The organism is Coprobacter sp., assembly GCF_982436375.1.
Map to the genome: position 1 here is coordinate 1 of NZ_CEWDCG010000071.1, position 13,227 is coordinate 13,227.

General features: G+C 39.4%; 8 protein-coding genes. 3 read left to right on the forward strand and 5 right to left on the reverse strand.

Annotated features, from left to right (window positions below):
* From AC1WHX_RS05815 to rpoC, 3 genes are all read left to right on the forward strand, one after another.
* The coding region (locus AC1WHX_RS05815) for a ribosomal protein L7/L12 (RefSeq protein ID WP_481228978.1) at positions 1 to 93 on the forward strand (93 nt) is incomplete at its 5' end.
* 105 nt (positions 94 to 198) lie between these two features.
* Positions 199 to 4,011: a DNA-directed RNA polymerase subunit beta gene (rpoB, locus tag AC1WHX_RS05820; protein WP_475679101.1), complete on the forward strand. Its 3,813-nt coding sequence runs from the start codon at positions 199 to 201 to the stop codon at positions 4,009 to 4,011.
* Between the two features lie 77 nt (positions 4,012 to 4,088).
* A complete protein-coding gene (gene rpoC, locus AC1WHX_RS05825; RefSeq protein ID WP_009317995.1) occupies positions 4,089 to 8,354 on the forward strand; it encodes a DNA-directed RNA polymerase subunit beta' in 4,266 nt (1,421 codons plus the stop codon).
* Between the two features lie 72 nt (positions 8,355 to 8,426).
* Here the strand turns inward: rpoC and AC1WHX_RS05830 are convergent, their stop codons facing one another.
* The 5 genes from AC1WHX_RS05830 to trpS all read right to left on the reverse strand — a co-directional run bounded on the left by AC1WHX_RS05830 (position 8,427) and on the right by trpS (position 13,110).
* Positions 8,427 to 8,789 (reverse strand): DUF2023 family protein, encoded by a 363-nt coding sequence (locus tag AC1WHX_RS05830; RefSeq protein WP_122304420.1) that lies wholly within the window; start codon positions 8,787 to 8,789, stop codon positions 8,427 to 8,429.
* Complete coding sequence (locus AC1WHX_RS05835; protein ID WP_009317993.1) at positions 8,786 to 9,289, reverse strand: flavodoxin; 504 nt, start codon at positions 9,287 to 9,289, stop codon at positions 8,786 to 8,788. The genes AC1WHX_RS05830 and AC1WHX_RS05835 overlap by 4 nt, the downstream gene beginning before the upstream one ends.
* 180 nt (positions 9,290 to 9,469) lie before the next feature.
* Positions 9,470 to 10,723 (reverse strand): Nramp family divalent metal transporter, encoded by a 1,254-nt coding sequence (locus AC1WHX_RS05840; RefSeq protein ID WP_418236198.1) that lies wholly within the window; start codon positions 10,721 to 10,723, stop codon positions 9,470 to 9,472.
* 9 nt (positions 10,724 to 10,732) lie between these two features.
* The gene (locus tag AC1WHX_RS05845; RefSeq protein ID WP_278583300.1) at positions 10,733 to 11,632 is read right to left on the reverse strand and encodes a cation diffusion facilitator family transporter; all 900 of its coding nucleotides are present in this window, start codon (positions 11,630 to 11,632) and stop codon (positions 10,733 to 10,735) included.
* A gap of 383 nt (positions 11,633 to 12,015) precedes the next feature.
* Positions 12,016 to 13,110 carry a tryptophan--tRNA ligase gene (trpS, locus tag AC1WHX_RS05850; protein ID WP_294178749.1) on the reverse strand — a complete coding sequence of 365 codons (1,095 nt, stop codon included), beginning with the start codon at positions 13,108 to 13,110 and terminating at the stop codon, positions 12,016 to 12,018.
* Between the last annotated feature and the right edge of the window lie 117 nt (positions 13,111 to 13,227).

The following is a 13,227-nucleotide window of genomic DNA, read 5'->3' on the forward strand; positions in this document are numbered from 1 at the left end:
CCTAGCAACTTGAAAGAAGGTTTGGCTAAAGCCGAAGCTGAAGCATTGAAAAAACAATTAGAAGAAGCTGGAGCTGAAGTTGAACTTAAATAGTATTTCCTGATATTCAGGTACTTTGGTAAAGAGTCCTCAGTGAGAGGCCTCTTTACCTTTTTGTGTATATATTTTAAATTAAGTTCAATTAATTCCATTTAATAAATGTCTTCAAATATTGGTAAACAACGGGTAAATTTTGCTTCAATTAAGAGTCCGCTACAATATCCGGATTTTCTTGAAGTTCAATTGAAGTCATTTCAAGACTTTCTTCAACTTGATACACCCCCCGAAAAACGAAAAAATGAGGGATTGTATAAGGTATTTGCAGAAAACTTTCCTATTGCAGATACTCGTAACAATTTTGTCCTCGAATTTTTGGATTATTATATTGATCCGCCTAGATATACAATAGATGAGTGTATAGAGAGAGGGTTAACTTACAGTGTACCTTTAAAGGCAAAACTGAAGTTATATTGTACAGATCCCGATCACGAAGATTTCGATACTGTGATACAGGATGTGTATTTGGGCCCTATTCCGTACATGACTGCTAAAGGTACATTTGTTATTAATGGAGCCGAACGTGTTGTCGTATCTCAGTTGCATCGGTCTCCCGGTGTATTTTTCGGACAAAGTACGCATGCGAACGGAACCAAATTGTATTCGGCCAGAATCATCCCTTTTAAAGGTTCTTGGATCGAATTTGCAACCGATATCAATAATGTGATGTATGCTTATATCGATCGGAAGAAAAAATTGCCCGTAACTACTTTATTGCGTGCAATCGGTTTCGAGAGCGATAAGGATATCCTTGAGATTTTCGGTTTGGCAGAAGAAATAAAGGTTAATAAGACCAATCTGAAGAAAGCTTTGGGGCGTCGTTTGGCTGCCCGCGTGTTGAAGACATGGGTCGAAGACTTTGTGGATGAAGATACCGGTGAGGTGGTGTCTATTGAACGTAATGAAGTTGTTATAGATCGTGAGACCGTTCTCGAAGAGAGTCACATAGAAGAGATTCTTGAATCTGGTGTTCAAAATATATTGTTGCACAAGGAAGAACGGAATCTGTCTGATTATTCGATTATTTACAACACTCTTCAGAAAGACTCCAGTAATTCTGAAAAAGAGGCTGTATTATATATATATCGTCAGCTTCGCAATGCAGAACCTGCAGATGATGCGAGTGCACGCGAAGTGATTACAAATCTGTTTTTCTCTGAGAAGAGATATGATTTGGGTGAGGTGGGACGTTATCGGATCAATAAAAAATTGAATCTTTCTACTTCGCCTGATGTAAAAGTCTTGACAAAAGAAGATATTATCGAAATTATCAAATATCTGATAGAGTTGATAAATTCGAAAACCGATGTAGATGACATCGACCATTTAAGTAATCGTCGTGTACGTACTGTCGGAGAACAGCTTTATAACCAATTCGGTGTCGGTTTGGCTCGTATGTCACGTACGATTCGTGAACGGATGAATGTACGGGATAATGAGGTATTTACTCCGATCGACTTGATTAATGCCAAGACAATCTCTTCGGTAATTAATACATTCTTCGGGACGAATGCATTATCACAATTTATGGACCAAACCAACCCGCTGGCCGAAATGACTCATAAGCGTCGTATGTCGGCTTTAGGTCCTGGTGGTTTGTCTCGTGAGCGTGCCGGGTTCGAGGTTCGTGACGTTCATTATACTCATTATGGACGCCTTTGTCCTATTGAAACTCCAGAAGGTCCGAATATCGGTCTTATCTCTTCTCTTTGCGTATATGCAAAGATCAATGATCTCGGATTTATCGAAACTCCTTATCGGAAAGTAGAAAACGGGAAAGTGGATTTGTCCGATAACGGTATTGTCTATTTGACGGCTGAAGTGGAAGAAGGACATATTATTGCACAGGGTAATGCGCCTTTGGATGATGACGGAAAATTTGTCCGTTCACGTGTAAAAGCCCGTTTGAATGCAGATTTCCCTGTGGTAGCTCCGGAAGAAGTTTCGTTGATGGACGTTTCTCCTACACAGATTGCTTCTATTGCTGCATCTTTAATACCGTTCCTTGAACATGATGATGCTAACCGTGCATTGATGGGATCTAACATGATGCGTCAGGCCGTACCTTTGCTTCGTACAGAAGCTCCTATCGTAGGTACAGGTCTTGAAGGTCAATTGATACGAGACTCTCGTACGCAGATTACAGCTGAAGGAGCAGGGGTGATCGAATTTGTCGATGCTACTACGATACGTATTCGTTATGATCGTACTGAAGACGAGGAATTCGTTAGTTTCGAAGATGCGGTTAAAGAATATACAATACCGAAGTTCCGTAAGACAAATCAGAGTACAACTGTCGATTTGCGTCCGATTTGTCATAAGGGAGATCGTGTGGTTACCGGCCAGATTCTTACAGAAGGGTATTCTACCGAAAACGGAGAATTGGCTTTGGGCAAGAATTTGAAAGTGGCTTTCATGCCTTGGAAAGGATATAATTATGAGGATGCTATCGTGTTGAACGAACGTGTTGTTCGTGAAGATATATTGACATCGGTACACGTTGATGAATATTCTCTTGAAGTCCGTGAAACGAAACGTGGTATGGAAGAACTTACTTCGGATATCCCGAACGTAAGTGAAGATGCCACTAAGGATTTGGATGAGCGTGGTATTATCCGTATCGGAGCTCATGTCGGTCCCGGAGATATAATGATTGGTAAGATTACACCTAAAGGTGAATCTGATCCTTCACCAGAAGAAAAACTTTTACGTGCGATATTCGGAGATAAAGCCGGAGATGTGAAAGATGCGTCATTGAAAGCTACACCATCCTTAAAGGGTGTGGTGATCGGAACTAATCTTTTCTCTCGTGCCATCAAGAAACGTAAATCTAAATTGAGTGATAAAGCTATCTTGCCTAAACTTGATGAAGAGTATGAAGTAAAGCAGGCGGCTCTTAAAGATTTATTGATCGAAAAATTGATGGTTCTGACTAACGGTAAGACTTCTCAAGGTGTGAAAGATTATTTAGGAACTGAGGTTATCGCAAAAGGTGCTAAATTTTCTCAGAAAGCATTGTCTGAGATAGATTATACATCGATCCAAGTTAGTAAGTGGACTACAGATCCGGCTAAAAATGATCTGATCCGTGCAACTATTATGAATTACCTGAAGAAATATAAAGAAATCGATGCTGAATTACGCCGTCGTAAATTTGATATTTCTATCGGAGATGAACTCCCTTCAGGTATTGTTCAGTTGGCAAAAGTTTATATTGCAAAGAAACGTAAGATTAGCGTAGGGGATAAGATGGCCGGACGTCATGGTAATAAAGGTATCGTGTCACGTGTTGTACGTCAGGAAGATATGCCGTTCCTTGAAGACGGTACTCCGGTGGATATCGTATTGAACCCTTTGGGTGTGCCATCTCGTATGAACTTAGGTCAGATTTTTGAGACTGTTTTAGGATGGGCAGGTATGAAATTAGGTGAGAAATTTGCAACCCCGATTTTTGATGGTGCGAGTCTTGATGATTTGAATGAGTGGACGGATAAAGCCGGATTGCCTCGTTATGGAAAATCTTATTTATATGACGGTCATACCGGAGAACGTTTTGACCAACCGGCTACAGTGGGTGTCATATATATGCTGAAGCTCGGTCATATGGTAGAGGATAAGATGCATGCCCGTTCCATCGGACCGTACTCTCTGATTACTCAGCAACCGTTGGGAGGTAAAGCTCAGTTTGGTGGTCAGCGTTTCGGGGAAATGGAGGTTTGGGCATTGGAAGCATTCGGGGCAGCTCATATACTTCAGGAAATTCTGACTGTTAAATCTGATGATGTTGTAGGTCGGTCGAAGGCTTATGAAGCTATTGTCAAGGGCGAACCGATGCCGACTCCGGGTATTCCTGAGTCTCTCAATGTATTGTTACATGAGTTGAGAGGTCTTGGTCTTAGTATCACTTTAGAATAATAAAATAGAAGCAGCGATCCTCCGTCTGTAAAGAGCGGAGGCGCTTCAATTCTGATAACGCTTTATAAATTAAATATATGGCTTTTAGAAAAGAGAACAAGATAAAGAGTAACTTTTCGAAGATTTCCATAGGTTTGGCTTCTCCGGAAGAAATTCTTGAAGGGTCGAGCGGTGAAGTCCTGAAACCAGAAACCATCAATTACCGTACATATAAACCTGAGCGGGACGGTTTGTTCTGTGAACGTATATTCGGACCGGTAAAAGATTATGAATGTCATTGTGGAAAATATAAACGTATACGTTACAAGGGCATTGTTTGTGATCGTTGTGGTGTAGAAGTTACGGAAAAGAAAGTACGCCGTGAGCGTATGGGGCATATTCAATTGGTCGTTCCTGTCGCTCATATTTGGTATTTCCGCTCTTTACCCAATAAGATCGGGTATTTGCTCGGGTTGCCGACTAAAAAGTTAGATGCAATTATATATTATGAACGGTATGTTGTGATACAACCGGGAGTAAAAGACGATTTAGCTGTGTATGATTTGCTTTCGGAAGAAGAATATTTGGATATTCTGGATTCTCTTCCTAAAGAAAATCAGATGTTGGATGATACAGATCCCAATAAGTTCATTGCGAAAATGGGAGCTGAGGCTATCTATGATCTTTTGGCACGTTTGGATTTGGACGAGCTTTCGTATGAATTGCGTCATCGTGCCAGCACAGATGGTTCTCAACAGCGTAAAAACGAAGCACTGAAACGTCTTCAAGTTGTAGAGTCTTTCCGGGCTTCAAAACAGCGTAATCGTCCTGAATGGATGATTCTGAAAGTCGTTCCGGTTATTCCGCCGGAATTGCGTCCTCTTGTTCCTTTGGATGGAGGTCGTTTTGCGACTTCAGATTTGAATGATCTTTATCGTCGTGTAATCATCCGCAACAATCGTTTGAAACGTTTGATGGAGATTAAAGCTCCCGAAGTGATTTTACGAAACGAAAAACGTATGCTTCAGGAGGCGGTGGACTCTTTATTGGATAATTCCCGTAAGTCGAGTGCTGTAAAAACCGATGCCAATCGTCCGTTGAAATCTCTTTCTGACAGTTTAAAAGGGAAGCAAGGGCGTTTCCGTCAGAATTTGTTGGGAAAACGTGTCGATTATTCTGCGCGTTCGGTAATTGTTGTCGGACCTGAATTGAAAATGCACGAGTGCGGTCTTCCGAAGGATATGGCTGCAGAACTTTACAAGCCATTTGTTATTCGGAAACTGATCGAACGCGGTATTGTCAAGACCGTTAAATCTGCTAAAAAAATCGTTGACCGAAAAGAACCTGTCGTATGGGATATTTTGGAACATGTGATGAAAGGTCATCCCGTATTGCTGAACCGTGCTCCGACATTGCACCGTTTAGGTATTCAGGCTTTTCAGCCGAAAATGATCGAGGGAAAGGCTATTCAATTGCATCCGTTGGCATGTACGGCATTTAACGCCGACTTCGACGGTGACCAGATGGCCGTCCATTTACCTTTGGGAAATGAAGCTATTCTGGAGGCTCAAATGTTAATGTTGGGTGCTCATAATATTCTTAATCCTGCAAATGGAGCTCCTATTACAGTGCCGTCTCAGGATATGGTGCTCGGGTTGTATTATATTACAAAACTTCGTCCGGGTTCTTTGGGTGAAGGTTTGGTATTTTATGGACCGGAAGAGGCCGAGATAGCGTATAATGAAGGAAAAGTTTCCCTTCACGCTCCTGTAAAAGTCGTAGTAAAAGATTTGGATGAAAACGGGAATATTGTAGATATACTTCGTGAGACTTCTGTGGGTCGGGTTTTGGTAAATGAGAAAGTGCCTGTAGAAGTCGGATATATCAATGAAATTCTGACAAAGAAATCTTTACGTGGTATTATCGGTAAAGTAATTAAAGTTTGCGGTGTTGTTCGTGCAGCTCAATTCCTTGATGATATTAAGAATTTAGGATATCAGATGGCTTTCAAAGGAGGTTTGTCCTTTAACCTTGCCGATGTGATTATTCCGCCAGAAAAAGAAGCCTTGGTTAATGAAGGGTATGCTAACGTAGAGCAGATCATGGCGAATTATAACATGGGTTTCATCACTTATAATGAACGTTACAATCAGATTATCGATACATGGACTCATGTCAATTCGAAATTGTCGGATATTCTGATGAAACAATTGACAAATGATAATCAGGGATTTAACTCTGTATTCATGATGCTGGATTCTGGAGCTCGTGGTTCTAAAGAACAAATTCGTCAGCTTTCCGGTATGCGTGGTTTGATGGCAAAACCTCAAAAATCGGGGGCAGAAGGCGGACAGATTATCGAGAACCCTATTTTGGCGAACTTTAAGGAGGGATTATCTGTATTGGAATATTTTATTTCCACTCACGGTGCTCGTAAAGGTCTTGCTGATACGGCTTTGAAAACAGCAGATGCTGGATACTTGACCCGTCGTTTGGTCGATGTAGCTCATGACGTAATTATTCATGAAGAAGATTGCGGTACGTTAAGAGGACTTGTATGTACTGAATTGAAGAATAATGAAGAAACCGTCGCTTCTTTGGAAGAACGTATTTTGGGACGTGTTTCGGTACATGATATTCAACATCCGTTAACTGGAGAGATTTTGGTTCATGCCGGTGAAGAGATAACCGAGGATATTGCTAAGAAAATAAGTGATTCACCGATTGAACGTGTAGAAATTCGTTCGGTATTGACTTGCGAATCGAAAAAGGGCGTTTGTGCTAAGTGTTACGGACGTAACTTGGCTACAAATCGTTTGGTTCAAAAAGGTGAAGCTGTCGGTGTGATTGCTGCTCAGTCTATCGGTGAACCGGGAACACAGTTGACATTGCGTACATTCCATGTGGGTGGTATTGCTTCCAATATTGCAGCTGTATCGAATGTTACTTCACGTTATGACGGTATTCTCGAAATAGATGAACTTCGTACGGTAGATAGTATTGATGAAACCGGAAAGAAAGTGATGATTGTCGTAGGTCGTTTGGCTGAAATGCGTATTATCGATCCAAATACGAAAATCGTATTGACGACAACAAATATTCCTTACGGTTCTAAGCTTTACTTTAATAGTGGGGATACTCTTAAAAAAGGAGATGTCGTTTGCGAATGGGATCCGTTCAATGCCGTTATCGTTTCAGAAGCTACCGGTAAGGTTAAATTCGATAATGTAATCGAGGGTGTGACTTATAAAGTCGAATCGGACGAGCAAACAGGTCTTCGTGAAAAGATCATTATAGAATCTAAGGATAGAACCCGAGTTCCATCGGCTCTTATTCTGGATGAAAAAGGAGATGTAATTCGCTCCTATTCATTGCCTATGGGGGCTCACCTTATGGTTGATGAAGGTCAGGAGATAAAATCAGGGGATGTGTTTGTTAAGATTCCGCGTGCCGTAGGTAAAGCCGGAGATATTACCGGAGGTCTTCCTCGTGTTACCGAATTGTTTGAGGCTCGTAATCCGTCTAATCCTGCTGTCGTTTCTGAAATCGACGGAGAAGTTAATTTCGGAAAAGTAAAACGAGGTAATCGTGAAATTTCTGTAACTTCTAAAACCGGACAGGTTAAGAAATATTTAGTTCCTTTGTCAAAACAAATATTGGTACAAGAGAATGATTATGTCCGGGCCGGAACTCCGCTTTCGGACGGTGCTATTACTCCTTCTGATATTTTGGCGATAAAAGGACCGACTGCCGTTCAGGAATATATTGTTAATGAGGTTCAGGATGTGTATCGTTTGCAAGGTGTGAAAATCAATGATAAACACTTTGAAGTTATCGTCCGTCAAATGATGCGTAAAGTAATGGTGATAGATCCGGGTGATACTCGTTTCTTGGAACAACAGATTATCGATAAGCACGAATTTATGGAGGAAAATGATCGTATCTGGGGTAAAAAAGTGGTTATCGATGCCGGAGATTCTCAGACAATGAAACCTGGACAGATTGTGACTGCTCGTAAATTGAGAGATGAAAACTCTGCACTGAAACGTCGCGATTTACATTTGGTAGAAGTACGAGATGCTGTGCCTGCTACTTCTGAACAAATTTTGCAAGGTATTACTCGTGCGGCTCTTCAAACTTCCAGCTTTATGTCGGCTGCTTCGTTCCAGGAAACTACAAAAGTGTTGAATGAGGCTGCTATTAACGGTAAAGTAGATAAACTTGAAGGAATGAAGGAAAATGTAATTTGTGGACATCTGATTCCTGCCGGTACTGGTCAGCGTGAATTTGACAAATTGGTTGTCGGTTCTAAAGAAGAATTTGACCGAGTATTTGCTAATCGAAAAAATGTAACGGATTTTTAATCTTAGTTAGATTTCTAAATAAAAAGAGATGGCCTGAAAAATTTTCAGGCCATCTCTTTTTATTTTATTATGCTATGCAGTTCGTGTTATTGTCTTTTTTTTACAGAATCGTTCGCACTGCATTGTAATATCATAGCCTAACATTGCCCCTAATATAAAATCTTCTTCTGGAGAAAGTTTATTTAACGGTTTATCGATAAATGTCCGTACGGTTTCCAGGCAAGAACGTTTCCCGAAATATAAATTGACTTTATTTTGTACGACTTCTTGAATCAGATATTCGATTTTTTGTTCTCTTAATCGTTCTGTTACAAGATCGGCGCAAGATTTGCACATTGTACAGAGGACTAGATTCCGGACTCCTTTCTTAAATTCATAAATCTGGTGAAGAAATACTTTTATAGAGTCAAAGCGGTTATAATCTTCTACACTCATTCAATTTCTTTTTTGATTAAGTTACACCATTCGTGTATGCGTTCTGATACTTTTTGTGAACTTTCATTGCAATCATCGATTGCCAGACCTACGAATTTTCCGTTTCTGCAAATTAAAGAATCCGTTACGGCATACTCTTTAGGTTCGAAACTACCGATAAAGTTGCAACCGCTTTCAGATAATTCATCATAAATTAATCCTACTGCATCACAAAATGTGTCGGGATATGATTCTCCGTCTCCGCATCCGAATATACCGACTTTTTTCCCATTTAAGTTCTGGCTTTTTAATGATTTTATGAAATCATACCAATCGTCTTGTAATTCTCCACATCCCCATGTCGATGAGCCTAATAACAAACAATCGTATTTGTCTGTCGCTTCTGCCGGAGTTTCTGATACATTGTGAATATCTGTAGAGGATATTCCTAATTCTTGTGCGATTTGGTTGGCTACAGACTCTGTTGTTCCTGTTGTACTGCCGAAAAATATACCTATCATAATTTTAAATTATTTGTTTTTGGCAAAGTAATAAGATATATTCTCCTGTATCAATCCCCTGAACTTATGAAAATATAGTCTCCGTATACCTATAAATTATGATAGCTTCGTTAAGAAAATCCGTTTAAATTTTCAATAAGGAAATTTTCAAAACTGATTTGGGTAAAATTCAAACAGATTCTAAAATAGGCTTATTAATAACGCTATATTCAAAATCGTAACTAATGTCCCTAAAGATAAAAGGATGATCGTTGTCGATTTTTTGTTGACGTGTTTACCCATTACTTTTTTAGAGGAAGTCAGATAGATTTGCGTGAATACTGTAATAGGAAGTTGTACACTCAATAGCATTTGGGATATGATAAGCCCCTGGAACGGATCTTTGATGAAAAAAATGAGCAGTAAAGCCGGAATAAAAGAGAGTAATGTCCCAATCTTGGTATGAATATCTTTCGGGCTATAAGCTTCGTTGAAAAAACCCGCGAAAATAGAAGCTCCAGCAATTCCCGATGTAATGGTCGATGAAATTCCTGCAAATAATAGGGCAATTGCAAATATAACTCCTGCATTATTTCCGACAAGAGGGGTAAGCAAATTAGCTGCCTGGCTAAGTTCGTCAACAACGATTCCTTGTTTATAAAAAGTTGCTGCGGCAAGGATGATCATTGCAGAGTTAATCGCCCAACCTATTCCCATAGAGAGTAGCGTGTCGTAGAATTCATATTTTAGCTGTTTCTTTATTACGGTTTCATCCTCTAAATTCCATTCCCGACTTTGAATGACTTCGGAATGAAGGAAAAGATTATGAGGCATAACTACAGCCCCGAGTACACTCATTATAATCAGTAATGAATTGTCCGGGAAAGATGGTGTTACCCAGCTTTTTGCGGTGTTTGTCCACTCTACGTCTATCAATGTCAGTTCATATAGAAAAGAAAGACCTATTATTGAGACAAACATGATAATCCACCGTTCGATTTTACTGTATGTATTACTGAACAGCATAATAATACAAGCAATTGTTATGATGACAGCTCCTGCTTTTATCGGAATATCGAACAACATTTCTAAAGCGATTGCTCCTCCGAGAATTTCGGCAAGCGAGGTCGATATGCTTGCTAATATCGCTGATCCTAATATCGGTCGAGAGATTGTTTTGTGAATGTATTTATTTGTAGCTTCTGCAAGGCATAATCCTGTAACGATTCCCAAGTGAGCGACGTTATGTTGGATGATAATCAACATAATGGAAGAAAATGTTACTACCCATAGTAATGCGTAGCCAAAGGAAGATCCGGCAGCTAAATTTGTAGCCCAATTTCCGGGATCTATAAACCCGACAGTAACAAGCAATCCCGGACCGATATATTTAAGTAAGTCCAGAGCCCCTGACCGGGTTTTATGGGTTGTTTTTAATTTCTTGAAAATATTCATATCTTGTAATTAACAGCAATTCCCGTCGCAATGTTCTCCGGGAAGCTCCATTTCTAATGTGACGTGTTGAATGTTTGCTTTTCTCAGTATTTCTTTCAAATGGCATTTCAAGTTTTGACTGTCAGCGAACGAGTCTATAACAATATGAGCCGTTAAAGCCGTTTGAGTCGTACTGATTGCCCATATATGAAGATGGTGTATTTCTTTTACTCTATTGTCTTCCAATATTAATGTCCTGATTTTACCGGGATTAATTCCGACGGGTACTCCGTCTAAAGATAGACGTAGGCTGTCGTGGAGCAGATTCCATGTCGATATTAAGATGACGATGGCAACGACCAATCCGATGATAGGGTCTATCATGTACCAATCTGTATATTGTATGATTATACCTGAAATCAAGACTCCGACCGAAACAAGAGTATCGGCTGCCATGTGCAAGTAAGCACCCTTGATATTAAGATCGTGTTTACGATCTTTAAAAAAAAGCCAGGCTGTAAAAGCGTTGATAAAAATTCCGATTCCGGCAACCCAAGCAATGGCATTGCCTTCGATAGGCTGTGGATTTTTCAGTTTTTCTATACTTTCGGAGAATATTACACCTACAGCAACTAATAAGATGATAGCATTTAACAAAGATACCAAAACTGTACTTTTTTTATATCCGTATGTATAGTTTACCGAAGCCTTTGCCTTCATAAGGCGAAAAGCTAATAATGCCAATATGAGACTGACTACATCGCTTAAGTTGTGTCCTGCATCAGATAATAACGCAAGAGAATTTAAGTATAGTCCTGCGCCGGCTTCTACAATAACAAATGCAAGGTTTAGCCCGATTCCCCATATAAATGCTCGGTTTATATTTTCTATATGGGGAGTATGATGGTTGTGGTCATGATAATGTCCCATAACTTTAAATTTTTATTCCACAAATTTATTTAGAATAATTATAAATAAAAAGAAATAGGTACTTTTTCTTAGTACCTATTTAAATTTTGTGTAGCTATTCCATGTATAGTGTCGTTGCTGTGTGTAATTATGTATCCATTCATCCATTCTATGTTTGGGTTTGAGGCATAAATTGCAGAATTGAGCAATAAAAGCAGGGTTGTAAAAAGTACTTTAGAAAAATGTGTATTCATGATTTATGGTATAATAAGGTTAACTATAATATAGACAAATTTAGGTGAGTAAAAATGTCAGTTCGAAGGAATAAATAACCCTCGAAAATTGGAAATAAAAACTTTCGAGGGTTATAATTTTTTGAGGTTATTATGTAATAGATAATCGGGCTATTGTTGTCCGAATTTTTTCGATTGTTCTGCAATTAATTCATCATCATCGAAATAGTTGATCTTCATTGCTTTGCGTACATCAGAAAGTGTATCGGCTGCCGCTTCTCTTGCCACTTCACTTCCTTTTTTCAATATATTATAAATTGCAGGAATATCTTTTTCAAACTCTTTTCTTCTTGAACGTATTGGTTCTAATTCTTCCTGCATGATTGCATTCAAAAATCTTTTAACTTTAACATCACCCAATCCTCCTCTTTGATAATGAGCTTTTAATTCATCGAGATTAGGATAGTCTGGCAGGTATTTCTCAAAATGTTCGGGTTTGCAGAATGCATCGAGATAAGTAAACACCGTATTACCCTCAATCTTTCCCGGATCTTGTACACGTAAATGTCCGGGATCGGTAAACATACTCATTATTTTTTTCTGTAAATCGTCTGCAGATTCTGACAAGTATATGCAATTGTTCAGAGATTTGCTCATTTTGGCTTTCCCGTCTGTTCCCGGAAGTCTCAGACAAGCAGAGTTATCCGGCAATAAAATTTCCGGTTCAATCAAGGTTTCTCCATAAACGGCATTGAATTTCCGGACTATTTCTCTTGTTTGTTCCAACATCGGTTCTTGGTCTTCTCCGACAGGAACTGTTGTCGCTTTGAAAGCCGTAATATCAGATGCTTGGCTGATGGGATAGGTGAAAAATCCTACGGGAATCGAAGTGGCAAAATTTCGCATCTGTATTTCTGTTTTTACGGTGGGATTCCTTTGTAGTCGGGAGACTGTTACCAGATTCATATAGTAAAAAGCCAGTTCGCAGAGTTCCGGTATTTGGGATTGAATGAATATGGTCGATTTTGTCGGATCGATACCGCATGCTAAATAATCTAAAGCCACCTCTATTATATTTTGGCGGACTTTTTCCGGATTTTCAGCATTATCGGTAAGAGCCTGAGCATCGGCAATCATGATAAATATTTTGTCGTATAAGTTCGAGTTTTGCAACTCTACTCTTCGTTTCAACGACCCTACATAATGTCCGATGTGTAATTTCCCGGTCGGGCGGTCTGCGGTCAATATTATTTTTTCTTTTCCCATTTATATGTTATGTTTAATTATGCTGTTTCGATATTTTGCAAAAATACAGATTTAGCGATTAGTTTTGCCTATTTAATTTATTTTTTTGCATATCCTTTTGTCTTTCTTAGAAAATAT

What these genes read in the sequence shown, in the direction of transcription:
- trpS (WP_294178749.1), bottom strand. Translation starts at nt 13,110, where the DNA reads ATGGGAAAAGAAAAAATAATATTGACCGCAGACCGCCCGACCGGGAAA.
- rpoC (WP_009317995.1), top strand. Translation starts at nt 4,089, where the DNA reads ATGGCTTTTAGAAAAGAGAACAAGATAAAGAGTAACTTTTCGAAGATT.
- AC1WHX_RS05840 (WP_418236198.1), bottom strand. Translation starts at nt 10,723, where the DNA reads ATGAATATTTTCAAGAAATTAAAAACAACCCATAAAACCCGGTCAGGG.
- AC1WHX_RS05835 (WP_009317993.1), bottom strand. Translation starts at nt 9,289, where the DNA reads ATGATAGGTATATTTTTCGGCAGTACAACAGGAACAACAGAGTCTGTA.
- AC1WHX_RS05845 (WP_278583300.1), bottom strand. Translation starts at nt 11,632, where the DNA reads ATGGGACATTATCATGACCACAACCATCATACTCCCCATATAGAAAAT.
- rpoB (WP_475679101.1), top strand. Translation starts at nt 199, where the DNA reads ATGTCTTCAAATATTGGTAAACAACGGGTAAATTTTGCTTCAATTAAG.
- AC1WHX_RS05830 (WP_122304420.1), bottom strand. Translation starts at nt 8,789, where the DNA reads ATGAGTGTAGAAGATTATAACCGCTTTGACTCTATAAAAGTATTTCTT.